The organism is Streptomyces bugieae (genome assembly GCF_036352915.1).
GTDB lineage: Bacteria > Actinomycetota > Actinomycetes > Streptomycetales > Streptomycetaceae > Streptomyces > Streptomyces endophytica.
On the sequence record NZ_JAZBJP010000007.1, the window covers coordinates 79,185 to 102,119 of the forward strand.

The 22,935-nt window shown below is 70.9% G+C and carries 22 protein-coding genes; 13 read left to right on the forward strand and 9 right to left on the reverse strand.

Translation table 11 applies throughout. The features are described 5' to 3' along the window. Positions 1 to 274 precede the first annotated feature (274 nt). Positions 275 to 1,750 carry a replicative DNA helicase gene (dnaB, locus tag V2J85_RS15745; RefSeq protein WP_261956676.1) on the forward strand — a complete coding sequence of 492 codons (1,476 nt, stop codon included), beginning with the start codon at positions 275 to 277 and terminating at the stop codon, positions 1,748 to 1,750. Between the two features lie 33 nt (positions 1,751 to 1,783). Here dnaB and V2J85_RS15750 read toward each other — a convergent pair whose 3' ends face one another. Next, the gene (locus tag V2J85_RS15750; RefSeq protein WP_330821926.1) at positions 1,784 to 2,632 is read right to left on the reverse strand and encodes an NAD(P)H-dependent oxidoreductase; all 849 of its coding nucleotides are present in this window, start codon (positions 2,630 to 2,632) and stop codon (positions 1,784 to 1,786) included. A 98-nt stretch (positions 2,633 to 2,730) separates the two neighbouring features. Here V2J85_RS15750 and V2J85_RS15755 point away from each other — a divergent pair, with 98 nt between their 5' ends. The 6 genes from V2J85_RS15755 to V2J85_RS15780 all read left to right on the forward strand — a co-directional run bounded on the left by V2J85_RS15755 (position 2,731) and on the right by V2J85_RS15780 (position 9,870). After that, positions 2,731 to 3,717 carry a helix-turn-helix domain-containing protein gene (locus tag V2J85_RS15755; protein WP_330821927.1) on the forward strand — a complete coding sequence of 329 codons (987 nt, stop codon included), beginning with the start codon at positions 2,731 to 2,733 and terminating at the stop codon, positions 3,715 to 3,717. A gap of 84 nt (positions 3,718 to 3,801) precedes the next feature. Next, positions 3,802 to 5,070: a MerR family transcriptional regulator gene (locus V2J85_RS15760; protein ID WP_330821928.1), complete on the forward strand. Its 1,269-nt coding sequence runs from the start codon at positions 3,802 to 3,804 to the stop codon at positions 5,068 to 5,070. 20 nt (positions 5,071 to 5,090) lie between these two features. Beyond that, positions 5,091 to 5,855, forward strand: coding sequence for a hypothetical protein (locus V2J85_RS15765; RefSeq protein ID WP_330821994.1), 765 nt, complete (start codon positions 5,091 to 5,093; stop codon positions 5,853 to 5,855). Positions 5,856 to 5,906: 51 nt separating this feature from the next. Further along, on the forward strand, positions 5,907 to 7,370 hold the full coding sequence (locus V2J85_RS15770) for a serine hydrolase domain-containing protein (RefSeq protein WP_330821929.1): 1,464 nt from the start codon (positions 5,907 to 5,909) through the stop codon (positions 7,368 to 7,370). 92 nt (positions 7,371 to 7,462) lie between these two features. Further along, positions 7,463 to 8,608 (forward strand): pyridoxal-phosphate-dependent aminotransferase family protein, encoded by a 1,146-nt coding sequence (locus tag V2J85_RS15775; RefSeq protein WP_330821930.1) that lies wholly within the window; start codon positions 7,463 to 7,465, stop codon positions 8,606 to 8,608. Between the two features lie 503 nt (positions 8,609 to 9,111). After that, positions 9,112 to 9,870: a TetR/AcrR family transcriptional regulator gene (locus V2J85_RS15780; RefSeq protein WP_330821931.1), complete on the forward strand. Its 759-nt coding sequence runs from the start codon at positions 9,112 to 9,114 to the stop codon at positions 9,868 to 9,870. Positions 9,871 to 9,882: 12 nt separating this feature from the next. Here V2J85_RS15780 and V2J85_RS15785 read toward each other — a convergent pair whose 3' ends face one another. Continuing rightward, on the reverse strand, positions 9,883 to 10,335 hold the full coding sequence (locus tag V2J85_RS15785) for a GNAT family N-acetyltransferase (protein WP_261956669.1): 453 nt from the start codon (positions 10,333 to 10,335) through the stop codon (positions 9,883 to 9,885). A 50-nt stretch (positions 10,336 to 10,385) separates the two neighbouring features. After that, positions 10,386 to 10,973, reverse strand: a complete 588-nt coding sequence (locus V2J85_RS15790) for a MarR family winged helix-turn-helix transcriptional regulator (RefSeq protein WP_410011305.1) — start codon at positions 10,971 to 10,973, stop codon at positions 10,386 to 10,388. 133 nt (positions 10,974 to 11,106) lie between these two features. Between V2J85_RS15790 and V2J85_RS15795 the strand changes: the two genes are divergently transcribed. After that, positions 11,107 to 12,327, forward strand: coding sequence for an MFS transporter (locus tag V2J85_RS15795; RefSeq protein WP_261956668.1), 1,221 nt, complete (start codon positions 11,107 to 11,109; stop codon positions 12,325 to 12,327). A gap of 140 nt (positions 12,328 to 12,467) precedes the next feature. Continuing rightward, entirely contained in the window at positions 12,468 to 12,980 is a 513-nt protein-coding gene (locus V2J85_RS15800) for a GlcG/HbpS family heme-binding protein (protein WP_330821932.1), read from the forward strand. A 90-nt stretch (positions 12,981 to 13,070) separates the two neighbouring features. Here V2J85_RS15800 and V2J85_RS15805 read toward each other — a convergent pair whose 3' ends face one another. Beyond that, positions 13,071 to 13,628: a DUF2269 family protein gene (locus V2J85_RS15805; RefSeq protein WP_330821933.1), complete on the reverse strand. Its 558-nt coding sequence runs from the start codon at positions 13,626 to 13,628 to the stop codon at positions 13,071 to 13,073. A 315-nt stretch (positions 13,629 to 13,943) separates the two neighbouring features. Between V2J85_RS15805 and V2J85_RS15810 the strand changes: the two genes are divergently transcribed. The 3 genes from V2J85_RS15810 to V2J85_RS15820 all read left to right on the forward strand — a co-directional run bounded on the left by V2J85_RS15810 (position 13,944) and on the right by V2J85_RS15820 (position 18,355). Further along, positions 13,944 to 14,579, forward strand: coding sequence for an HAD family hydrolase (locus tag V2J85_RS15810; RefSeq protein ID WP_261956665.1), 636 nt, complete (start codon positions 13,944 to 13,946; stop codon positions 14,577 to 14,579). Between the two features lie 1,279 nt (positions 14,580 to 15,858). Further along, on the forward strand, positions 15,859 to 17,316 hold the full coding sequence (locus V2J85_RS15815) for a globin domain-containing protein (protein ID WP_330821934.1): 1,458 nt from the start codon (positions 15,859 to 15,861) through the stop codon (positions 17,314 to 17,316). A 100-nt stretch (positions 17,317 to 17,416) separates the two neighbouring features. Next, positions 17,417 to 18,355, forward strand: a complete 939-nt coding sequence (locus V2J85_RS15820) for a pyridoxamine 5'-phosphate oxidase family protein (RefSeq protein ID WP_419836787.1) — start codon at positions 17,417 to 17,419, stop codon at positions 18,353 to 18,355. A 74-nt stretch (positions 18,356 to 18,429) separates the two neighbouring features. Here the strand turns inward: V2J85_RS15820 and V2J85_RS15825 are convergent, their stop codons facing one another. The 5 genes from V2J85_RS15825 to V2J85_RS15845 form a co-directional block, all read right to left on the reverse strand. Continuing rightward, positions 18,430 to 18,909, reverse strand: a complete 480-nt coding sequence (locus V2J85_RS15825) for an NUDIX hydrolase (RefSeq protein ID WP_330821935.1) — start codon at positions 18,907 to 18,909, stop codon at positions 18,430 to 18,432. Between the two features lie 167 nt (positions 18,910 to 19,076). Continuing rightward, a complete protein-coding gene (locus V2J85_RS15830; RefSeq protein WP_261956662.1) occupies positions 19,077 to 19,973 on the reverse strand; it encodes a LysR family transcriptional regulator in 897 nt (298 codons plus the stop codon). Between the two features lie 315 nt (positions 19,974 to 20,288). Continuing rightward, entirely contained in the window at positions 20,289 to 21,416 is a 1,128-nt protein-coding gene (locus V2J85_RS15835; protein WP_330821936.1) for a cystathionine gamma-lyase, read from the reverse strand. Then, positions 21,413 to 21,988: a low molecular weight protein-tyrosine-phosphatase gene (locus V2J85_RS15840; protein WP_330821937.1), complete on the reverse strand. Its 576-nt coding sequence runs from the start codon at positions 21,986 to 21,988 to the stop codon at positions 21,413 to 21,415. Before V2J85_RS15840 ends, V2J85_RS15835 begins: the two co-directional genes overlap by 4 nt. A 3-nt stretch (positions 21,989 to 21,991) precedes the next feature. Next, positions 21,992 to 22,369: a phage holin family protein gene (locus tag V2J85_RS15845; RefSeq protein ID WP_261956660.1), complete on the reverse strand. Its 378-nt coding sequence runs from the start codon at positions 22,367 to 22,369 to the stop codon at positions 21,992 to 21,994. A 49-nt stretch (positions 22,370 to 22,418) separates the two neighbouring features. Here V2J85_RS15845 and V2J85_RS15850 point away from each other — a divergent pair, with 49 nt between their 5' ends. After that, positions 22,419 to 22,736, forward strand: a complete 318-nt coding sequence (locus tag V2J85_RS15850) for a cupin domain-containing protein (RefSeq protein ID WP_201805744.1) — start codon at positions 22,419 to 22,421, stop codon at positions 22,734 to 22,736. Positions 22,737 to 22,935 lie beyond the last annotated feature (199 nt).

The window sequence follows — 22,935 nt, forward strand, 5'->3', positions numbered from 1 at the left end:
GCTTGTCCACAGAAGTTTCCCCCGCCCCATGCACAGGATCCGGGGAGTTCTCCACAGCTGAGGGCCAGTCATCCACACGGCCTGTGGATAACCAGATTGGCGGACGGTGCCCACGGGCCTACCGTGGTCCGGCGCCCGCCGCCCGTTTCCGGCCTGAGACCACGTCCGAACTCGACGCGCCGTAACCGGAGTCGGGCGTCTCGATTGTCAGAGCTGTGCCGTAAGAAGGAAGCGCACAGCAAGGTCCGCGCCGCGGACGGGAGGAGGTGCCGGGGTGAGCATTCCCGAGCCCATGGAAGACCCTTGGGCGGGCTCCGGCCCCAGCGACCTGCTGCCGGCGGCCCGGTCCCGGCGGCCTGACGGCAAGGGCCGCGGCCGCGGGGACCGGCCGGACCGCGACGACGACGGCGGTTCCTGGTCCGGCGGCTTCGAGCGGGTCCCCCCGCAGGACCTGGACGCCGAGCAGTCCGTGCTCGGCGGCATGCTGCTGTCCAAGGACGCCATCGCGGACGTCGTCGAGGTCCTCAAGGGCGAGGACTTCTACCGCCCCGCCCATGAGCTGGTCTTCCAGGCGATCCTCGACCTCTACGCCAAGGGCGAGCCGGCCGACCCCATCACCATCGCCGCCGAGCTCACCAAGCGCGGCGAGATCGCCCGGGTCGGCGGCGCCTCCTACCTGCACACCCTCGTCCAGTCCGTCCCGACGGCCGCGAACGCCGAGTACTACGCCGAGATCGTCCACGAGCGCGCCGTGCTGCGCCGCCTGGTCGAGGCCGGCACCCGCATCACCCAGATGGGATACGCCGCGGACGGCGACGTCGACGAGATCGTCAACAGCGCCCAGGCGGAGATCTACGCCGTCACCGAGCAGCGCACCAGCGAGGACTACCTCCCGCTCGGCGACATCATGGAAGGCGCCCTCGACGAGATCGAGGCGATCGGTTCCCGCCAGGGCCAGATGACCGGCGTGCCGACCGGCTTCACCGACCTGGACTCCCTCACCAACGGCCTGCACCCGGGCCAGATGATCGTGATCGCCGCGCGTCCCGCCATGGGTAAGTCCACCCTCGCGCTGGACTTCGCCCGCGCCGCCTCCATCAAGAGCAATCTCCCCAGCGTGATCTTCTCGCTGGAAATGGGGCGCAACGAGATCGCGATGCGCCTGCTCTCCGCCGAGGCCCGGGTGGCGCTGCACCACATGCGCTCCGGCAGCATGACGGACGACGACTGGACGCGGCTGGCCCGCCGGATGCCGGACGTCTCCGCGGCGCCGCTCTACATCGACGACTCACCCAACCTGTCGATGATGGAGATCCGCGCCAAATGCCGCCGGCTCAAGCAGCGCAACGATCTCAAGCTGGTGGTCATCGACTACCTCCAGCTGATGCAGTCCGGCGGCTCCAAGCGCGCCGAGAGCCGCCAGCAGGAGGTTTCGGACATGTCCCGTAACCTCAAGCTGCTGGCCAAGGAGCTGGAGCTCCCGGTGATCGCGCTCTCCCAGCTGAACCGTGGCCCCGAGCAGCGCACGGACAAGAAGCCGATGGTGTCGGACCTCCGCGAATCCGGCTCGATCGAGCAGGACGCCGACATGGTCATCCTGCTGCACCGCGAGGACGCCTACGAAAAGGAGTCCCCGCGCGCCGGCGAGGCCGACCTGATCGTGGCCAAGCACCGTAACGGCCCGACGGCCACGATCACGGTGGCCTTCCAGGGCCACTACTCGCGCTTCGTGGACATGGCGCAGACCTGACGACGCGCCTCAGCCCGGCGATCGACGCCTGACTCAGCCCCGAGGGCGGGCGGGCGCGTCCGGGCGGATGCCGGTGTCCGGGCCGGCGTCCGCGTCCGTGCGGAGGTGGAGGTCGAGTCCGCTCGTGCCCGGTGCCTCGACGCCCGGCAGCAGCCGCATGTCGCGCCCGTAGTCACCGCCGTCGAGCGCCCGGAACGGGACCGGTGCGTCGGTGAAGAGTCCATCGAGACGTCGCCCGAACTCCCGCTTCGCCGCCGCGAGTTGTTCCTCCGGCAGGTCGTTCGCGCCGTACACCGCGAACGGTTCGAGCGGCGTCATGCCGGTGAACCAGAACAGGCCGTGCTGGACCGGGTGGAGGACGTCCGTGAGCCGACCGTGGATGCCCCGGTCGGAGAACGCGGACTCCCGGGCGCCGACCGTCACCGACACCAGCGCCCGGCGCCCCGCCAGGGCGCCCTCGCTGTAGGGCGGCGGGACTGCCGGGCCGTATCCGAACCCGCTGGTGAACACCCGGTCCATCCAGCCCTTGAGGATCGCGGGCACCGAGAACCACCACAGCGGGAACTGCAGGATCACCGCGTCCGCCCAGCGCACCTTCTCCTGCTCCGCCGCGATCTCGGGCGCCAGCCGCCCCGCCAGCGTGGCCCGCTCCGAGGCTGCCATCACCTGCAGCCGCCGGTCCGCGGCGTGGTCGGGGAAGTCATCGGCGTCCACCGTCGCCTTCCACTTCATGGCGTAGAGGTCGGACACCTGCACCTCGTGCCCGGCCGCACGCAGGTGCTCGACCGCGAAGGCGGTCAGAACGGCGGTGAGCGAACGGGGTTCCGGATGGGCGCTGACGACGAGGATCTTCTGCGGCTGCCGCGGCGTGGCTTCGGTCATGCGGCCACGTTCTCCCGTGCGCGGACGGGTAACCAGAACCCGCTTCAACCGCCGGAACGGCAATCCTGGTAACGCTAGGGCCACCCATACTTGACCGCATGGACGGTGCGGACCACATCGAGCAGACAGGCGGCGGGGGCCACGGGACCGGGCCCGGGGCCGGGGCCGTGACCGCGCATGGGGCCGGGAACGGGAACCGGGCCGGTGACGGCGGCGAGCTCGACCGCATCGAAGACCGCATCGACGGGGTCGGGGACACCCGGCGGGCGCTCGGCAGTTTTCTGCGGGCCCGCCGGGGGCGGGTGGCACCGGAGGACGTCGGGCTCGCCGGCGGCAAGCGACGTCGGGTGCGGGGGCTGCGCCGCGAGGAGTTGGCCCAGCTCGCCGGGATCAGCGTGGACTATTACGTGCGCCTCGAACAGGGCCGCAACACCCAGCCGTCCCCCGAGGTGCTGGACGCCCTCGCCGACGCGCTCGGCCTCGACGCGGCGGAACGCAGGCACCTCACCACGCTGGCCGATGCCCGGCGGGGCCCCGCGCCCGTGGTCCGGGTCAGCCCCGTGCTGCAGCGGATGCTGGACGCCATGGGCGGCCTCCCGGCCTTCGCGACGAACCATCGCCTCGACGTCGTGGCGTGGAACGACCTGGGGGCCGAGCTGACCGGTGGCCTGGCCGACCCGGAACGGCGCGACCGGAACAACGCCCGGTTCCTCTTCCGCGACCCCGCATCCCAGGAGCTCTATCCCGAGTGGCCGGACCGGGCAGCGGAGGCCGTGGGCCAGTTGCGGGTCGCCGCAGGCCGTTACCCCGAGGACGGGGAACTGGCCGCGCTCATCACCGAACTGTCCACGCACAGCCCCGAGTTCCGGCGGATCTGGGACAGCGGTGAGGTCGTGATGTGCGGTGCCGGACGCAAACGCCTGCGGCACCCGGTGGCCGGCCTGCTCACCCTGGACTACGAGACGCTGCACGTGCCGGCCGCACCGGGTGAGACGGGCCTCGTGGTGCATGTGTTCAGTGCCGCGGAGGGCAGCGGTGAGGCGGTGGCCCTCGCCCGGCTGGCGACCGCTGGGTCGCCGGCATGAGGCGGCCCCGGCAGGGCCCGGAAATCCGTGGGACCGAGGCCGGGCTTTGACCTTCAGGTTGGTCGAAGCTCCAGAATCGCGTGCATGGACGACACCGGCGAGCTGTTGAGCATCGGTGCGTTCGCGCGGCAGGTGGGCCTGGCGCCGAGCGCCCTGCGGTTCTACGACGATTGTGGGGTGCTGCGGCCGGCCCAGGTGGACGGCGCGACGGGCTATCGGCGTTATGCCGCGGACCAGGCGGCGCGGGCGGTGCGGCTGCGCCGTCTGCGGGAGGCGGGGCTGCCGCTGGTCGATGTCGCGGTGGTCCTGGACGGTCCGCAGGAGGCGGCTCGGGAGGTTCTCCGTGAGCATCTGGAACGGATGCGGCGGACGGCCGATGAGGCGCATGCGGTGGTGGCGGGGTTTCTGCACCAGGCGCCCGGCGGGGTGCCCGGTGAGGCAACGGACGGCAACGGATGGGCGCGGGCGCGGGTGGGCGGTGCCGAGCTCGCCAGCGCCGTACGGCAGGTGGCACCGGCGGCCGCGAGGGGCGCGACCGCTCAGGAATTCCCCGTACTGGGCTGTGTGGCGCTCGAACTCGCCGACGGTGAGGTGCGGTTGGCCGCCACCGACCGCTATCGGCTGGCGGTACGGGTGCTGCGGCCGGAGGAGTTCGCGGGCGGACCACGGCAGGCCCTCATCGGGGCGGACGCTGCCCGGAGCCTGGCGGAGTGGGCCGTACGACAGGTGGCGGTGGACGTGGAATGTGGCGGGGAGACGGCGGGCGTACGACTGCGGAGCGGTGCGAACGGAGCGGACTGGCGCGAGGTGCCGGAGCCCGTCGATAAGGCGGGTGATGGCTCAGCTGAAGGGCACCTGGCGAAGGGCGCGGCGAGGTTTCCGGACTACCGGATGGTGCTGGAGGTCCTGGCAGCGGAGCGGCATCGACTCATCGTGGACCGGGCGGGGCTGAGGGACGCGGTAGCGGGGCGGTCGGGGGTGGTGTCGTTGTCGGTCCCTTCCAGGGACGAGTGCGAGGCCGAGGGGAGGCAGCGGGCCGTTTCACGTGAAACACGTGACGGATTGCTCGATGTTTCACGTGAAACCGCGGAAGCCGACCCAGAGGCCGTGCAGACGCTGGAGGTGACGGGCGGGGCCAGGCAGCCCGTCCGGCTGAGGGCCGTCCTCACGGGAAGCGCGCTCCGCATCGCCTTCGACCCAGCGGTCCTTGTGCCTGCGTTGGAAGCCGGAGTGGGGCCGGATGTCCTGATGGAGATCGTCTCGGCGGACCGGCCGGTCGTGGTCCGCTCCGCCGACCAGGGAAGTTTCACGACGCTGGTGATGCCTGTACGCGGTGCCGGGGGCCGGCGATGACGGAGGAGGGGAGCGTGACGATGGATCCGGAACTGCCCGTGGTCCGGTTGTGTGGGAAAGGGATGCAGGCCGAGGCGGAGGGGCGGGCGGAAGTCGCGCGCGAACTCTTCCAGCAGGCCTGGGACATCGCCGCCGACGACTATGAGGCGTGCATCGCCGCGCACTACCTCGCGCTGCACCAGAAGTCGGCGGAGGAGACGCTGCGGTGGAACCAGGAATGCCTGGACCGCGCCGATCGCGTCGCGGATGAGCGCGTGCGGGAGTTCTATCCCTCGCTGTATCTGAACATGGCCCATGCTTATCGGCGGCTCGGCCGCCGCGCACTCGCTCACCACTACTTCCTGCGGGCAGCGGAGCGGGTGTGTGACCCGGCCGGAGGCCGGCACGATCGGCACGGCCAACGTGACCACTACGACCACCACGGCCAGTACGGCGACTGGAACCGTTTCGCGATCGCGGAGGGGCTGCGGGCGACGGCCGACGCGGTGCCCGCCGAAGTGTCCGACGAAGTGTCCGACGCCCCCACGCTGCCCGGTGCCGCGGCGCTCCAGCCCCTCGATGCCGAGCTCGACGGACGCATCCGCGAGCTGTTGGCGCGTTGGTGTGCGCGGGCCGACCTCAAGGCGCTGGGGCTGACGCTCCCGGCGTACCTCGGCCACCTCGGAACGGAAGCGGACCGCGTACGGCTCCGGTCCGCGCTGCACATGGTGCATGCGGCGCGCTGGCTGCCGGCGGACGAGCAGACCGAACTGGGTGCGGTTGTCGGGGCGACGGCGCTGCGGTGAGCGGTGAGGATAGGGGCCGGCCGAGTCGGACCTGTCGTTGAGGAGCGTGCCATGACCATCACCCAGTCCGCGGAGTCGCCTGAGCCCGTAGCGGACGGTCCCCGGCCGGTGGACGGGGAGCCGGTGTGGGCCGAGACCTCTGCGGCGTTCACGGAGCTGTTGCCCCAGACGCGGCGGGCGCTGCTACGCCGACTGGCCGTCGGGCAGGCCGAGGGGCGGGCGCCTTCGATGGTGGGTGCGGTGGTGCGCGAGGGACGACCGGTCTGGATGGGGAGCCGGGGCTCGGTAGAAGGGGCGGCGCCGCACGGCGATGTGCAGTACCGGATCGGCTCGCTCACCAAAACGCTGATCGCCGTCCTCGTGATGAGGCTGCGCGACGAAGGGCTGCTGCGTCTGGACGATCCCGTGGGCAAGCACCTCAAGAGCACCCCGGTGCCTGAGGCGACGATCGCCCAACTCCTCTCCCATTCCTCGGGTTTGACCGCCGAGCCGCGTGGCCCGTGGTGGGAGCGGACCGCGGGCGAGCTGCGCCCCGAGCCGGCCGATCTGTTCGATGATCGCCCGCAGCGGCTCGCGGCGGGACGTCGCCACCACTACTCCAACCCGGGATACGCCCTGCTCGGCGCAGTCGTCGAGCGGCTTCGGGGCGGCACGCCCTGGTACGAGGTGCTGCGGGACGAGGTCCTTCAGCCCCTGGGCATGGCCCGTACGACGCTCGATCCCCAGGCGCCCCACGCGAACGGCTGGGCGGTGCATCCGTGGGCCGATGCGCTGCTGCCCGAACCCGCCCACGACACCGGACTGATGGCTCCGGCAGGCCAGTTGTGGTCGACACCGGACGACCTGTGCCGCTGGGGGGCCTTCCTGCTGCGTGGTGACGACCGGGTGCTGAGCGCGTCGACCGTGGCCGAGATGCGCACGCCCGCGGTGCCGCCGGAGGAGAACGGCTGGGACGCCGGGTACGGGCTGGGACTCCAGCTCGTACGCCGGGGAGGGCGCCGGCTGGCCGGGCACACCGGCTCGATGCCCGGGTTCCTGGCGACACTGTGGACCGACCCGGAGGAGGACGTGGCGGTGATCGTGCTGGCGAACTGCACCTCGGGTCCTGCGGTTCCCACCATCGCGTCCGAGCTCGCCGGGATCGTGACCGCACACGAGCCCCGGATCCCCGAGCCCTGGCGTCCGCTGTCCGGACCGCTGGATCCGGAGCTGCTGGCGCTGACAGGGCCCTGGTACTGGGGCGCGAACCCGCATGCGTTGCGGCTGCGGGCCGACCGCGAGCTGGAACTCGCCCCGCTGTCCGGGGCGGGACGGGGCTCGCGGTTCCGTGCCGAGGACGACGGCACCTGGACCGGCCTGGACGGCTACTACGCGGGCGAGACGCTGCGGGTGGTGCGGGACGAGCAGGGCGCGGTCAGCCATCTCGACCTCGGCACCTTCGTCTTCACCCGCGGTCCCTACGAGCCGTCGGGACCGGTGCCCGGCGGAGTGGACCCGGAGGGCTGGCGGGTCTGACGCCCGTAACGCGGCGGCGCGGACTCCGGACGTACAGTCGAATCCGATGTCAGGAGCCGCGCCGAGGCGGCTCGCTACCGCTGGAAGGCCCCATGTCTGCCGTGTCTGATCCGACCGCGAACACCGCTGCCCCCGACCTGCTCGACCTGCCGCCCCTCACCGCGGCCCACTTCGCGCGCATCGAGGACAAGGTCGCCGCGCTGATGCGCACCCGCTGCGACGTCGTGACGATGCAGGGCGAGGCGCTGCTGCCGCTGGAGGCCTGCATCCGGTCCGCCGTACGGCCCGGCAGCACCGCCCTCAACATCATCACCGGCCCCTACGGGGAGACCTTCGGCGGCTGGCTGCGTTCCTGCGGCGCCGAGGTGGTCACCCTCTCCGCACCCTTCACCGGAGCGGTCGACCCGCGCCAGGTGGCCGAGGCGCTGCGTGAGCGCCCCGAAATCGACTTTGTGAGCCTGGTGCACGCCGAGGCGGCCACCGGCAACACCAACCCCGTCGCCGAGATCGGCGCCGTGGTGCGGGAGCACGGCGCGCTGCTGATGCTGGACGCGGTCGCTTCGGTCGGTGCCGAGCCGCTGTTGACCGATGAGTGGGGCGTGGACCTGTGCGTCATCGGCGGACAGAAGGCGCTGGCCGGGCCCGCCGGAGTGTCCGTGGCCTCGGTCAGCGCCCGGGCGTGGGAGCGGATCGCCGCCAATGAGCAGGCCCCGCGGCGTTCGTACCTGTCGCTGCTGGATTGGAAGGAACGCTGGCTCGACGGCGGTCGTACGGCTCTGCCGCACGCGCCGGCTCAGCTGGAGATGCTCGCGCTGGAGCAGGCGGCGGACCGTATCGAGGCGGAGGGGCTGGACGCGGTCATCGCCCGGCACCGGGCGGCGGCAGCGGCGACCCGGGCCGGCGTGCGGGCCCTGGGGGAGCTGACTCCGTACGTCGAGCGTGACGAGGACGCGGCGCCGGCGGCAACAACCCTGCGCGCGCCCGAGGGAGTCGACGCACGGGAGATCGTGGCCGCCGCACTCGCGGTGGACGGAGCGGTGCCCGTGCAGGCCGCGGCGGGAACGCTGGCCAAGGAGATGATCCGGGTGAACCACTACGGCCGTGCCGCCGATCTCGCAGTGGTCAGGGCCTCGCTGGTGGCGCTGGCCGGCGGGCTTCGTGCGCTGGGCGTCTCGGTGGATGCCGAGGGCGCAGCCGTTGCGGCGGGCGAGGCATGGGACGGGGTGTCCGCCGGCTGAGGATGCCGCGGGGGGTCGTGTTTCACGTGAAACACGACCCCCCTGCGGATGCGCCATGCACCGCCGTTTCACGTGAAACCAGCTCACTCGCTCGGGCCCGAGGTCGCCGAAGTGCTCCTCAAGGGCCCATTTTTGTTTGCCAAGTCCCGTTCGCAGTCCGGTAGTTGAGTACTGATTGCTCCTGTGCGTGGACGCGGAGACCGGCCCGACCGGGTGTACTCCGGTGGCGCGTCAGATGCACCGGCGGCAGGCTGAATGCTGAAGATCCCCGACGCGCTGAAGGTTCCCCCGGCAACGTCCGGTGGCTCTGACTCATGCTCTGGCCCGGCTCGTGTGCTCGACAGCCCCGGCCTGTGTGCTCGACCGCGCGCACCCTCTCCGGTATCTCGCCGTGAGTCCCTTAACGATCATGTCCAAACGCTCTCATAGAATCGGAATGAGCGACCCGTTTGTTGGTGCGGGATGCGCGAACCGGTGGGGCAGGGTCTTCAGGAGGTCCGGGGATGGCGGAGGGTGGTGCCCGGCGCGGTCATGCGCCCGCGCGCTCTGATGCGCGGCGCAACAGGGCGCTCGTGCTCCAGGCGGCCCGATCGGCCTTCGAGGAACAGGGGTTGGGGGTGCCGCTCGGCGAGATCGCCCGCCGGGCAGGGGTCGGCGCGGGCACCGTCTACCGCCATTTTCCTTCCAAGGAAGCCCTGTTCAGGGCGGCCGTCGTCGAGCGGATCGAGCTCTTCACGGACACCGCAAGGGACTTGGTGGATGTCGACGAACCCGGCGAGGTCTTCTTCCGCTACCTGTCCTCGGTGGTGCGCCTCGCGTCACGGAACAAGGCGTTGTGTGACGCGCTGGAGGCGGCCGGCACGGGACGCTTCGGGCCGTCGCCGGAGGCCGGGCGGGACTTCGACGAGGCGCTGGAATCCTTGCTCACCAGAGCCCAACTCGCCGGCAAGGTACGGCTGGACGTCGGGCTCGCCGACCTCAAGGCGCTGCTGGTGGGCTGTCTCTCCATGGAGCAGGCCCGGTCCGGATCGGACGCGGACGGCGGGGCGCCGGGCCGGATGACGGCGCTGATGTGTGATGCGCTGCGCACCCAAGACACCGTAACGAAACTGCCCGGTTCGCCCGGAAACCGTAATGAAACGCGGTGTGTGGAGTGCGGGACGGTGATCGAACCCGCGCGCACCGGCCGGCCCGCGCGCTACTGCGGCGGGGCCTGCCGGCAGCGGGCACACCGGGCGCGGGGCCGCACCCGGCGGATGTGACGCTGTCCTCGTTCAGAGCATCAGCTTGAATCCCAGATGGGAGGCCTCGAAGCCGAGGCGCTCGTAGAAGCGGTGGGCATCGACGCGGGTGGCGTCGGAGGTCAGCTGCACCATCCCGCAGCCCAGCGTGCGTGATTCGGTGATCGCCCACTCGATGAGCTGGGTTCCGAGGCCGCTGCCGCGTTCCTCACGGTGCACCCGCACGCCTTCGATGATCGACCGGGTGGCGCCGCGCCGGGACAGCCCGGGGATGACCGTGAGCTGGAGCGTTCCGATCGTCCGTCCTTCGCGCGCCGCGACGATCAGGTGCTGGTTCGGGTCGGCGGCCAGTGCCGTGTAGGCGGCGATGTACGGAGCCAGGTCGTCCGGCGATTCCCGGGTGGCGCCCAACGGGTCGTCAGCAAGCATCGCGACGATGGCGGGCAGGTCGGCCTCGGTGGCGCGGCGTATCTCGATGTCGCTCATGGGCGCGACCCTATGCCTCGGCATCTCCGCCGCGCCGACCTGGCCGCCGGTCAGTCCTGTGACGGGGCGAGGGTCTGGACCGCCGTGACCAGCGGCGCCAGCTCAGGCCGCTGTGCGGCCTCCTGCAGGGCCTCGCAGAGGGCCCCGTCATGCGTCGGCCGGGCCTCCACCAGGAGGGCCAGCCCGTCAGGCGTGACGTTCGTATAGATGCCACGCCGGTCGTCGGGGCACAGGTAGCGGGACAGCAGACCGCGGTCCTCCAGGCGGGTCACGAGGCGGGTGGTGGCGCTCTGGCTGAGCACGACCGAGTCCGCGACCTGATTCATCCGCAGATGACCGCCCGGCCCGTCGTGCTGCTCGCTGAGCACGTTGAGGACCGAGAACTCGCGGACGCTGAGGTCGTGCTGCGCCTGAAGAGCGCGCTCGATGTGCGACTCGATGCGGCCGTGCAGAGCCGAGAGCGCGCACCAGCCCTGAGCCAGGGCGGGGGTGGCCGCCGGCGGGCAGCCGGGCGCGGCGTCCGGGGTCACTGCGGTCTCCGGGACCTCCGGTCCCGTGGCCTCCACCTGCGGGGCGCCTGCCCTCGCGGCCTCCGTCTGCGGCCGAGCTTTCTGCTTCTCGCGCGTCTGCTGCGTCATCGAAGACCTCCTCATGGGGCGCACGATCCAGGATAGGACACCAGCGAAATATCCGGCGCTTGCAATTAACCCGCGTCTGCAATTATTGTGGACGCTCGTAAGGGACGGACGCAATCATTCGAAGGGATCCGTCATGCCTCTCGCACTCCTGGCTCTTGCCATCGGTGCTTTCGGGATCGGAACGACCGAGTTCGCGGTCATGGGCCTGCTGCCCGACATGGCGGCCGGCTTCGACGTCTCCATCCCCCTCGCCGGATACGCGACCACTCTCTACGCCCTCGGCGTGGTCGTCGGCGCCCCGCTGATGACGGCGCTCGGCACGCGCTTCACGCGCAAGCAGATGCTGATGCTGCTGATGGGCCTGTTCATTGTGGGCAACCTGCTCACGTCGCTCGCGCCCAGCTTCTGGATCATGCTTGCCGGCCGGATCGTCTCCGCGTTCACGCACGGCGCGTTCTTCGGCATCGGCGCCATCGTTGCCGCCGACCTCGTCGCCCCCCAGAAGCGCGCCGCCGCCATCTCGCTCATGTTCAGCGGCCTGACCGTCGCCAACGTCGTGGGCGTACCGGCCGGCACGATGCTCAGCCAGCAGTTCGGCTGGCGGACCACCTTCTACGCCATCACCGCGCTCGGCGTGATCGGCCTGCTGGGCATCATCAAGCTGATCCCGGCGCAGCGGGCGAAGGCCGCCTCGCGCCTCGGCAGCGAGCTCGCGGTCTTCCGCAACCCGCAGGTCGGTCTGGCGATGCTGATGACGGTCCTCGGCTTCGGCGGTGTCTTCGCCGCGGTCACCTACCTCGCCTCGATGATGACCGAGGTCACCGGCTTCGCCCCGTCCTCCGTCATCTGGCTGACGGCCATCTTCGGCCTCGGTATGGTCGGCGGAAACTTGGTCTCCGGCCGTTTCACCGACCGCGCCATGATGCCGATGCTGTACGTGTCGATGACCGGCCTGGCGCTCTCGCTGGCCGCGTTCAACTTCACCGCGCACAACAAGATCGCCGCGACGATCACCATCGCGCTGATCGGCATCTTCGGCTTCGCGACCGTGCCGCCGCTGCAGAAGCGGGTCATGGACCAGGCGGCCGCCGCGCCCACGCTCGCCTCGGCCGGCAACATCGCGGCCTTCAACTTCGGCAATGCGCTGGCCGCTTGGCTCGGCGGGCTGGTCATCTCGGCCGGCCTCGGCTACACCGCACCCAACTGGGTCGGTGCGCTGATGACCGCCGCCGCGCTCGGTGTGGCGATATTCGCCTCCGCCTTGGAGCGGCGTCAGACGGGCCGTGGCCAGGTGGTGGCTGCGGGCGGCTCCACCACGGTCGCCGACGAGCCCATGGCAGCGGCGCACCACTGATACCCACGGCGGCCCCGTACGGCTGACATACACCGACCGCACCGCACGGGCAGCGCAGCCTCTCTCTTCAAGAAACCCCGCAAGAAACCCCGCAAGAAACCCCCAAGGAACCCCACAAGAAACCCCGCAAGGAACCCCTCATGAGCACCTCCCCCTCCGCCACGGCCGCTCCCTCCCCCACGACCTCCCCTTCCGCCGCTGGCCCCAGTGCCGCCTCCCCCGTCGACCGCGACGCTCCGGTCGTCCGTCCGCTCACCACCCGCGATGCGGAGAGCCTCATCGAAGCCGCCGTGCGGGCGGCCGAGGGCACCGGGGTGCGGGGCAGCGTCAGCGTTCTGGATGCGGGCGGGCATCTGCTCGGCTTCCGTAGGGACGATGCGGCCGTGCTGATCTCCGGGGAGACCAGCACCCGCAAGGCGTTCACCGCCCTCCAGCTGGATGCGCCGACCGCTGACCTCGTCGAGCTGGTACGGCCCGACGGCCTCTTCCACACGCTGCCCACCGCGCTGGACCGGCCGCTGCTCTTCCTCGCGGGAGGGGTGCCGCTCCACCGCGACGGGCGGCTGATCGGCGCGATCGGCTTCGGTGGTGGCGCCCCCGACCAGGACCACCAGATTGTCCTCAGCGCGATAGCGGAGGCGGGCCTGGAGTGAGCTGGACCGAGCTGGAGTGAGCTGGACTGAGCTGGACTGAGCTGGACTGAGCGGGAAGGAACGGGAAGGAAATGGCCGCCCCGCCGCCCGTCAGCTGGCGCCCGCGCCCGCCCGGCCGTTCCCCGGCACCCGGCGGGCGCGGGCCTCGGCCGCCCGGTCCTCGCGCAGTCGGCGGCCGCGGCGGGTCGGTCCCCAGGGCTTGAGGACGGAGATCGCGGTGAGGAAGAAGTAGGTGGCCGAGGCGACCGCGGGTGCGATGACGAGGCCGATGTCGGGGGCCGGGGTACCGGTGGTGGCCTCGGCGGCGAGACGGTCGATGCCCGGGCGGAGTGAGAAGACCGACAGCAACACCGTGACGAGCGTCAGCCAGAACTTGACGTAGACCCAGCGGTGCCGGGCCAGTCCCCACGGGGTACCCAGCGACAGCACCAGACCGGTGACCAGTGCACTGAAGGCGAGGGGGAGGCCCAGCCAGTCACCGAAGATCTTCATCGCGCGGTAGGCGACGGCTGCCATCTCGGGGGAGCCGGTGGTCCAGCCCGTGATGCTGAGTGCCAGCAGCCCGAGCGTGACACCGAGCCAGCTGACGGATGTGGCGACATGGAGGACGAGGAGGGCCCGGCGGGCGGGCCGGCTGAGCTGCTGCATACGGTCCACGGTCGTGGCCGGGCCCGTCTCGTACATCTGCCGCCGGGAGTATCCCCGTATACGCGTCCCCGAGTACGGCCGGCAGTTGCCGCGGCGGCGGTTCGCGGCCGCCGCCCTCCCGCTGCCTCTCGATGCCCGAGTCGCCTCGCTGTCCGACCTCTCCCCGGCCCGGCCCCGGACCTCTCCACCCTCCACCTCGGCCCGCCCCCCTACCTTGTCCAGCCCCCCAGCCCGCCCCGACCCAGCCCCGCTCCCACCCCGCCCCTGCCCCCTGCCCCCTGCCCCCGTGATCGTGTAGTGGTTACGCTCCCCGGCATGGGGATGCTGCATCTTTTCGATATGGACGGGACCTTGCTGTACGGGTCCGCGGCTGCCGTTGAGATATCGCGGCAGCTCGGTCTCGATCGGGAGATCGCCGAGTTGGAGCGCCGGTTCGCCGCGGCGGAGCTGACGCCGGTGCAGTTCGCGCAGTTGGCCTGCGATCTCTGGGCCGCCGAGCTGACCGAACTTCAAGTGGCCGCCGCCTTCGACGGCGCGCCCTGGCTCGCCGGAATTCGGGAGGTCTGGGCCGATATCCGCACCCGCGGTGAACGGTGCGCGGTGATTTCCCTCTCGCCCGGCTTCTTCGTCGAGCGGCTGCTGGACTGGGGAGCCGACACGGCGCACGGTTCCCGCTGGCCCGCCGTGCCGATCAGGCGGCCGGTGGATCCGGACGGCATCCTGTCGTCGGCGGCGAAGGTACGGATCGCAGATGAACTCTGCGTGCAGTACGGGCTGACCCGTGACGACTGCGTGGCGTACGGCGACTCCATGTCGGACACCGCACTGTTCGCGGCGGTGCCCCGGTCCGTGGCGGTGAATGCCGATCACCACGTCAGTGACCTGGCTTCATTTGCCTACACGGGGCGTGATCTGCGAGAGGCATACGCATTGGTCCGTACCGGCGGGTAATTCCGCGCTTTCTGCGGCTGATTCACCCGTGTGTGCGCGAAAAATGCGCTCTGTACTGAGGATCGCGGATATCGGAGGGGCGTGCGGAGTGTTCCAAGATCAGGGCTTGTGGTTTCAACTACTGCCGGTATGGTCGAGTCCGGCTTGGCGGGGGTGAGGGCTTCCGCGGGCACGCAAGGACGCGGGCAAAGCTTGTCAGCCTAGCGGTGAAGTGGCCCGTGACACCCGGACTTCCGGCTGTTTGTCCGTTGTGGTGGGCTGGGTGGCATGCTGTTGACGCGGCATCTGCTCCACATTGTCGCAGGGAAGTGAGATTTGTCCGCTTTAGCGGGTGTTGCCGGAATCGCTTGAGTCGATTAAGAATTCCGGTCAGGGCGGGGGAATTCCGGGCAGTTCCGGTCTACGGAAGTGCGAAGACGACCGAAAGACGTTCGAGGCGAGGCAGACCATGGACGCTCCGACCACCACATCGGCCGATAGCGGCTCTTCTGGCGGCAGCAGCGGCGATTGGGGTTGGTTCACTCCGCCGGCGAAGAAGTCCTCCGGGGAACAGCAGGAGCGACAGGATGCCCAGGATCACCAGGATCCGGGCAGTCAGGACAGCCGGCGCCGGGACCGCCAGGACCGGGATGGCCTGGACGGAAGCACCCCCTACGGAAGTGGCCGGGCCGAGGCTGATGGCTGGGGCGAGCCCAACGGCCCGGGTGAGCCCAGTAACCGGGGCGAGCCCAGCAACCGGGACGAACGCGTCTATCACGGTGAACAACGTGAACGCGGCGAACACGTCTATCGCAACCAACCCGACCAACAGGGTCAACGTGACTACCGCGGTGAACAAGGCGAACGCGACTACCGCGGCGTACCGGACGGCCGTAATGCGCCGAACGTCCCGAGCTCCCCGAATGCCTCGAACTTCCCTCACCCTCCGAACGAACGGGAGCGGATACCCAGTCGGCCGGTCAACCCGATCCGGCCGGTAGGTACCGCTGCCGATCGTGGGACGGAGCCGCCGCAGGCTCCCCAGCCGCACCGCGAGCCCCCCAACCCGTTCGGCGAACCCGACCCCGGGTACGGGGACCCCGCCCGCCCGTACGGCGACCCCGCCCCGGCATACCGGGACCCCTCCCTCCCCTATGGCGAGCCGGTTCGTCATCCGGCCCCGGAGCCCACCCGTCATCCGGCCCCGGAGTCCGCCCGTCGGCCGGCCCCGGAGCCCACTGGTCAGCCGGCTGCGGAGATCACCGGCCAGGCGGCCGCAGAGGCCGCCCGCCGACCGCCCATGGAGCCGTCGCCCCGCCCGTCTGTATGGGAGCGCGGCGCCGCCCGTGGCCACGAGCCCGAGCCCGTCCATCAAACGGCGCGCCCCACGGCAGCGGCGCCCACCCACAGCGCCACCCCCGGCCCCGGTGACCCCCACCGCGGCGCGGCCGGCCCCGGCACCACCGTCCCCAGGACCCCCGCCAGCGACATCCCCACCCCCAACAGCCCCATTACGAACACCCCCACCACCGGTACCGCCGCTGCTCCCCCCGCCGCTCCCCCCGCCCCCCAGCCCTCCCTCGCCGCGCTCGGGGCCACCGTGTCCGAGGCGCCCGCTTCGCCCGACGCGATCCTCATCCGTCGCACCATGGCCGAGATCGAGCCCGTGGCCGACAAGGTCACCTCGTACTTCTACGCGCTGCTCTTCGTCCAGCACCCGGATCTGCGGGCCCTCTTCCCGGCCTCGATGGACACCCAGCGCGACCGGCTGTTCAAGGCGCTGCTCACCGCGGCCACGCACGTCGACGACACCGAGGTGCTCACCAGCTACCTCGCCAACCTCGGCCGCGGTCACCGCAAATACGGCACCCAGCCCGACCACTACCCCGCGGTCGGCGAGTGCCTGCTCAGCGCGCTCGCCCGTTACGCCACGACCAGTTGGGGCCCGGAAGCCGAAGCCGCGTGGGTGCGCGCGTACACCGCGATCTCCCAGATCATGATCGACGCGGCCGCCGAGAACGAGGCCGTGGCGCCCGCCTGGTGGCAGGCCGAGGTCGTCTCGCACGAGCTGCGCACGCCGGAGATCGCGGTGGTCACGGTCCGTCCGGACCAGCCGTACCCGTTCCTCGCCGGGCAGTACACCAGCGTCGAAACGCCCTGGTGGCCGCGGGTCTGGCGGCACTACTCCTTCGCTTCGGCGCCGCGTTCCGACGGTCTGCTCTCCTTCCACGTGAAGGCGGTACCGGCCGGTTGGGTCTCCAACGCGATGGTGCACCGGGCCCGCCCCGGCGACGTCCTCCGGCTCGGCGCACCGGCCGGTTCGATGACCGTCGACCACACCACCCGCAACGGCCTGCTGTGCGTCGGCGGCGGCACCGGCATCGCGCCCATCAAGGCCCTGATCGAGGACGTCGCCGACCACGGCATCCGGCGCCCGGTCGAGGTGTTCTACGGCGCGCGCAGCGACCACGACCTCTACGACCTCGACACCATGCTGCGTCTGGAGCAGACCCACCAGTGGCTCTCGGTCCGCCCGGTCGTCGCCACCGGACCCGCGGTCCGCGGCGGAACCAGCAGCGAGACCGGCCAACTTCCCGATGCGGTGCGGCAATACGGGCCGTTCCGGGAATACGACGCATATCTTTCCGGGCCGCCGGGCTTGATCCGCAGCGGTGTGGACGCTTTGGTAGGGGTCGGCATTCCGTCCGACCGCATACGGCACGACTCGGTGGAAGAGCTGGTCTCGGTAGGGGATTGAGGTCTTGGCAGAGCACGGCGAATACGGGCCGACAGGGGAGGGGCCGGGTATGCGGGGTATGCCGCAAGGAGAGCGCCCCGGGAGCGACGGCGAGCACCTGGTGCAGCAGAGACTCGGTACGACCGAGCGCGCCGACCGGTTCTACCGCGACCAGGTGCTGGACCACCTCAATGCCCGTATGCAGGAGTTCGTCGGTCGGCAGGAGATGTTCTTCCTGTCCACGGCCGACCGGCACGGCGAATGCGATGCAACGTTCCGTGCCGGTCCGCCCGGATTTGTGCAGGTGCTCGACGCGCGCACGCTGGCGTACCCGGAATACCGGGGCAATGGCGTCATGGCGTCCATCGGCAACATCTCGGAGAACCCCCGTCTCGGCATCCTGATGGTCGACTTCACCCGGGACCGCATCGGCCTGCACGTCAACGGGCGGGCCCGGGTGGTGATGGACGAGGAGATGCGGGCCGGCCATCCGGGCCTGCCGGTCGATCCGGTCCCCGGCCGGCGCGCCCAGTTGTGGGTCATGGTCGAGGTCGAGGAGGCGTACATCCACTGCGCCAAGCACATTCCGCATCTGCAGAAGGTCCCGCCGCAGCAGCGCGGGGCGCGGGCCTGGGGCACCGACGACTTCAAGAGGAAGGGCGGTGACTTCTTCGACGCGGCGGCCGAGGCGGGCGACCGAGCACCCTTCCGCCGCCCGGAGCGCAAGAACGAACATCTCCGGGGCGGCTTGCACGAGGACACCCCGGGCGAGGCGCCGGCGGCGCACGGGACCGGCCAAGAAGACGGACCCGTGCCCGGGAACGGGCACGGTTCAGCACTGGACGGCACCGCGATCCCCGGCCCTCCCTCCCGCATCGCGGAGACCGGTCCTTCGTCGAGCGCCCGGGCGGCCGACGCCCCGGGCCGGGACGACTTCGTGGGGGAGCTGAACGCGGAGTTCCTCGACCGGGTCGAGCGGGTGCTGGCGCGTGCCCAGCCGCGTCGGCCGGCGGAGGACGAGCCGGAGTTCCGCGGCTGGTTCGGCCGACGCGACGTCTGAGGCGCCAACCCGGCCGCGGCTCCTGCACCGTGGGCTCACCCCGGGCCGGGCTCAGCGCAGGCCGGGCTCCCGGCTCACCCCAGATCCGGCGCGTGCATCGCCCGTACGCCCTCGATGTTGCCGTCCAGATAGTGCCGCAACGACAGCGGGACGACTTCGACGGAGGCGATGCCGACCCGGGTGAACGGCACCCGCACGATCTCGTAGTCGCCGCACGGCTCGTCGACCTCGGGGCCGTGCCGGCGGGTGGGGTCCATGAAGTCGAGCCGGCAGACGAAGAAGTGCTGGACCTTCACGCCGTCCACCCCGCCGTCACTGAAGTGCTCGACGGTGTCGACGAAGACCGGGACCACGTCCTTGATCTTGGCGCCCAGCTCTTCGTCCAGCTCGCGATGGAGCGCGTCGACAACCGTGGCGTCCTCCGGCTCAACGCCGCCACCAGGGGTGATCCAGTACGGGGTCCGTCCCGGCTTGGTGCGTTTGATCAGAATCAGGTCCTCGCCGTCGAGCAGAATCGCGCGGGCGGTGCGTTTGACGACTGGCCGTACGGTCATAGTCGACAGATGCCGCAACCACGCCCTGGTGAAACCCCCGCCCCTCCACCACCAGCCACCGGGGCACACAGCTCCTCACCGGCCCACCGGCCACCGCAGCTCGTCACCGGCCCACCGGTCCACCGGCTCCCGCGGCTGGCCGCCGGCCGACCGATGTCCGCAGCTCGTCACCAGTCGACCGCGGACCGCAGCAGCCACTCGTGAGCCCGGGCGATATGCGGAAGGCCCAGCGTCCCGGTCCGTACGGCGAGGAAGTAGGTGCGCAGCGGGGGCACCGGAGGATCGAGCAGCGCCACGACCTCGCCGCACGCGAGTGCCTCGGCGCACAGATAGCGCGGCAGCACGGCCAGCCCCGCCCCGGCCGTCACACACGCCAGGACCGCGCGGAGATCGGCGGTGATGACGGCGGCGGACGCCGCGGGCTTGGCGTCGAAGACCTCGGCCCAGTAGCGGGCGATCATCGGCAGGCTCTCGTGGACCTCGACGAGCGGTACGGAATCCAGTACGCGGACGCCGCCCGCCTGCAGCACGGCCGGGCCGCCGAACTGCGCCGACCAGGACGGCGCGGCGATCAGTACGTGCTCCTCGTCGCACAGCGCGGTGGCGGTCAGCAGCCCGCCGCGTGGCCGGGTGGTGGTGACGGTCAGATCGTGGTGGCCGGCCGCCAGCCCGGTCAACAGCTCGTCCGCGGAGCCGAAGGTGGTGCGTAGGGAGAGGCCCTGGGTGATGAGCGGAGCCAGTGCGGGAAGCGCGCGTTGGGCCATGAACTCCGGTGGCCCGGCGAGGTGCAGGGTGCGGGTGACGGATTCCCGGTCGAGCCCGGCCTCGGTGATCTCGGTGAGCGCGTCGAGGTGCGGTGCCACTTTGTGGGCGAGCTCGTCGCCGACGGTGGTCGGCGTGACGCCACGGGCGCAGCGGAGGAAGAGCGGACGGCCCAACTGGCGTTCCAGGGAGCGAATCTGGCTGGTCACGGCGGGCTGGGAGAGCCCGAGTAACGCTGCGGCGCGGGTGAAGGAACCGGCTCGGTGCACCGTGACGAAGGTGCGCAGCAGAGCCAGATCCATCCCGTACCTCCTGCGCCCCTCGGAAGCCTGGTCGCGGGCCAGCCATAAAATTGCGGATAGGGCTGTGTCTCTAGCGTGATTGGACACTGACGCTCAGTCAACTAGCCTTGTTCGAGCGGTTGGTTTCACGTGGAACATTCGGTTTCACGTGAAACACGTGGCGGCGCGCACCACGCAACCGCGGCCGGCAGGGTGACGAGGGGGGATACCCTGCCGGCCCTTTCATGTGACGTCCCGGGACTGGCTGTTCGGGCACCGCCCGTTCGGGGACTGGCCGTTCCGGCTCTCGCCGCCAGCCCCAGCGCCAGCGCCAGGTCAGTTCGCGTGGGCCGTGTCCAAGGCGCGGAGGACGTCCGCGATCAGATCGTCCGGGTCCTCGACGCCGACCGAGAAGCGGATGAAGCCCTCGGGGACGGCGTCGCCGCCCCAGCGGGCGCGGCGTTCGGCGGTGGAGCGCACGCCGCCGAAGCTCGTGGCGTCGTCGACCAGGGTGAGGGCGGCCAGGAAGCGTTCCGCGTGGGCCTTGTCCGGGAGGGTGAAGGACACCACGGAGCCGAAATGTCCGGGACGCATCTGGCGGGCGGCGAGCGGGTGGGCCGGGTCGGCCGGCAGGCCGGGGTGGCGCAGGCCGGTGACCTCGGGACGGTCGGCCAGTGCGGCGGCGAGCGCGAGGGCGCCGGCCGACTGCTGGCGGACGCGCAGCGCGAGGGTGGCCAGCGAGCGGTGCGCCAGCCAGCTCTCCATGGGGCCGGGGATCGCGCCCACGGTCTTGCGCCACTGCCGTACGGCATCGGCCAGCGCGGCGTCGCGGGTGCTGACATAGCCGAGCAGGACGTCGCCGTGGCCGGTGAGTGCCTTGGTGCCGCTGGCGACCGAGAAGTCCGCTCCGAGGTCCAGCGGGCGCTGGCCGAGCGGCGTGGCGAGGGTGTTGTCGACCGCGACCAGGGCGCCGCGCCGATGAGCCTCGTCGGCGAGCCGACGGACGTCACACACATCGAGGCCGGGGTTGGAGGGTGTCTCGATCCACAGCAGCCGGGCGCCGTCCAGCACGTCGAGTTGGGCGTCGTGTGCGGTCGGGGCCGTACGGACCTCGATGCCGTAGCTCTCCAGCCGGGTCCGGACGGCGGGCAGCAGCTGGTAGCCGTCGCTGGGCAGCACGACGGCATCGCCGGAGCGCAGCTGGGAGAAGAGGACGGCGCTGATCGCCGCCATCCCGGAGGCGAACGCAACCGTGTGCGCGGTGCCGTCCGGAGACTCCAATTCCCCGATGGCGCGTTCCAGATGGGTCCACGTCGGGTTGGTGTCGCGGCCGTAGGTGTACGGGCCGGCGGCGTCGCCGGGGAGGTGGTAGTGGGCCGCGAACACCGGTCCGGGCAGCGCCGGTTCGAAGGCCTCCGGCTCAGGGAGCCCGGCTCGTACGGCGCGGGTGCCGTCGCCCGTCATGCGCTCTCCTTCTCCTGCGGGTGGTACGGGACCTGCGCACCGCGCCGGTCGTCGGGCTCGGGTGCGTGCCCCGGGAGCAGTGTCCGCGTGGTGAGCGCGGTGCGGACCTCGGCCAGCAGGCCGTCGCTCGCCGCCTCGATCATCTCCAGGCACTCCTCGAAGCCCTCGAAGCCGCCGTAGTAGGGGTCCGGGACGTCGAGATCGGCGGCGGCCTGTGCCGCGTACGAACGCAGCAGGTGCACCTTGGCCGCGTCCTGCGGCGTGGGGGCCAGCCTGCGGAGTTCGCGCAGATGGCCGGAGTCGAGGGCGATCACGAGGTCGAGGCGGGCGAACCAGGAGGAGCGGAACTGCCGGGCGGTGTGGGCGGTCGGGTAGCCGGCGGCACGCAGGACGGCGACCGTGCGCGGATCGGCACCGCCGCCCTCGTGCCAGCCGCCGGTGCCCGCGCTGTCCACCTCCACCAGGCCGTCGAGCCCGTCTTCCGCGACCCGGGCGCGGAAGACGGACTCCGCCATCGGCGACCGGCAGATGTTGCCGGTGCAGACGAAGCAGACGCGGTACGGAACGGTCAACGGTCAGTCCTCGTCGGGAAGGATCACGTGCATCGCCCAGGAGACGACCGAGACGATCACGCCACCGAGCACAGCCGTCCAGAAGCCGTTCACATGGAAGGCGAGGTCGGCCTTGCCCGCGAGCCAGGAGGTCAGTAGCAGCATCAGCGCGTTCACGACCAGCGTGATCAGGCCGAGGGTGAGGATGAACAAGGGGAGGGACAGCAGCTTCACGACGGGCTTCACGATGAAGTTGACCAACCCGAAGATCAGCGCCACGAGGATCAGGGTGAGTATCTTGCGGCCGGTGTTCTCGCCGGTCAGCGTGATGTCCTTGAGTAGCCAGATGGCCACGGCAAGCGCCGCGGCGTTGGCGATCGTCTTGACCAGAAAATGCTTCATGGTGAGATCGTCGCAGACGAGTGTGAATCATCGGAGGGGTGCGAACGGCATGAAGGCTTTCAGGCTGGAGGAACTGGAAGCAGAGCGGGTCGCCAACGACGGCGCGTATCTGCAGTTCATCCGGGAGCGCAACATGTCGGTCGGGCTGTACGCGCTGGACGCCGGCAGCATCGATCCGCAGCGGCCGCACGCCCAAGACGAGGTGTATCTCGTCGTCAGCGGCCGGGGGTTGATCACCGTCGGGGCGGAAACGGAGCCGGTGGCACGCGGCAGCGTCGTCTACGTGCCGGCCGGGGTACCCCACAAGTTCCATCACATCAGCGAGGATCTGCGGGTGATGGTGGTCTTCTCTCCTCCTGAGAGCTAAGGGTCGGGGCTCCGAACCCGTAGGGGACGAGTCAGGGTCGAGCCGGGGCTACGAGACCCCCACGGCGGTGTCCGGCGCCCTAGCATCGTGGGTGATGGAAGAGCCGGAGGCGGCGAGGCGGCAGGTGCGCGGCCCGCGGACGGTGCCATCGGCGCTGAACGCAGCGCACCGGACAGATAGCGCGGTACGGACAACGGTA

Coding starts and splice junctions, on each gene's coding strand:
- V2J85_RS15850 (WP_201805744.1), top strand. CDS start 22,419: ATGAAGGCTTTCAGGCTGGAGGAACTGGAAGCAGAGCGGGTCGCCAAC.
- V2J85_RS15790 (WP_410011305.1), bottom strand. CDS start 10,973: ATGACGCAGCAGACGCGCGAGAAGCAGAAAGCTCGGCCGCAGACGGAG.
- V2J85_RS15750 (WP_330821926.1), bottom strand. CDS start 2,632: ATGACCGAAGCCACGCCGCGGCAGCCGCAGAAGATCCTCGTCGTCAGC.
- V2J85_RS15760 (WP_330821928.1), top strand. CDS start 3,802: ATGGACGACACCGGCGAGCTGTTGAGCATCGGTGCGTTCGCGCGGCAG.
- V2J85_RS15805 (WP_330821933.1), bottom strand. CDS start 13,628: ATGCAGCAGCTCAGCCGGCCCGCCCGCCGGGCCCTCCTCGTCCTCCAT.
- V2J85_RS15815 (WP_330821934.1), top strand. CDS start 15,859: ATGGAGCCGTCGCCCCGCCCGTCTGTATGGGAGCGCGGCGCCGCCCGT.
- V2J85_RS15775 (WP_330821930.1), top strand. CDS start 7,463: ATGTCTGCCGTGTCTGATCCGACCGCGAACACCGCTGCCCCCGACCTG.
- V2J85_RS15780 (WP_330821931.1), top strand. CDS start 9,112: ATGGCGGAGGGTGGTGCCCGGCGCGGTCATGCGCCCGCGCGCTCTGAT.
- V2J85_RS15800 (WP_330821932.1), top strand. CDS start 12,468: ATGAGCACCTCCCCCTCCGCCACGGCCGCTCCCTCCCCCACGACCTCC.
- V2J85_RS15755 (WP_330821927.1), top strand. CDS start 2,731: ATGGACGGTGCGGACCACATCGAGCAGACAGGCGGCGGGGGCCACGGG.
- V2J85_RS15765 (WP_330821994.1), top strand. CDS start 5,091: ATGGATCCGGAACTGCCCGTGGTCCGGTTGTGTGGGAAAGGGATGCAG.
- V2J85_RS15835 (WP_330821936.1), bottom strand. CDS start 21,416: ATGACGGGCGACGGCACCCGCGCCGTACGAGCCGGGCTCCCTGAGCCG.
- V2J85_RS15810 (WP_261956665.1), top strand. CDS start 13,944: ATGGGGATGCTGCATCTTTTCGATATGGACGGGACCTTGCTGTACGGG.
- V2J85_RS15825 (WP_330821935.1), bottom strand. CDS start 18,909: ATGACCGTACGGCCAGTCGTCAAACGCACCGCCCGCGCGATTCTGCTC.
- V2J85_RS15795 (WP_261956668.1), top strand. CDS start 11,107: ATGCCTCTCGCACTCCTGGCTCTTGCCATCGGTGCTTTCGGGATCGGA.
- V2J85_RS15785 (WP_261956669.1), bottom strand. CDS start 10,335: ATGAGCGACATCGAGATACGCCGCGCCACCGAGGCCGACCTGCCCGCC.
- V2J85_RS15845 (WP_261956660.1), bottom strand. CDS start 22,369: ATGAAGCATTTTCTGGTCAAGACGATCGCCAACGCCGCGGCGCTTGCC.
- V2J85_RS15770 (WP_330821929.1), top strand. CDS start 5,907: ATGACCATCACCCAGTCCGCGGAGTCGCCTGAGCCCGTAGCGGACGGT.
- V2J85_RS15830 (WP_261956662.1), bottom strand. CDS start 19,973: ATGGATCTGGCTCTGCTGCGCACCTTCGTCACGGTGCACCGAGCCGGT.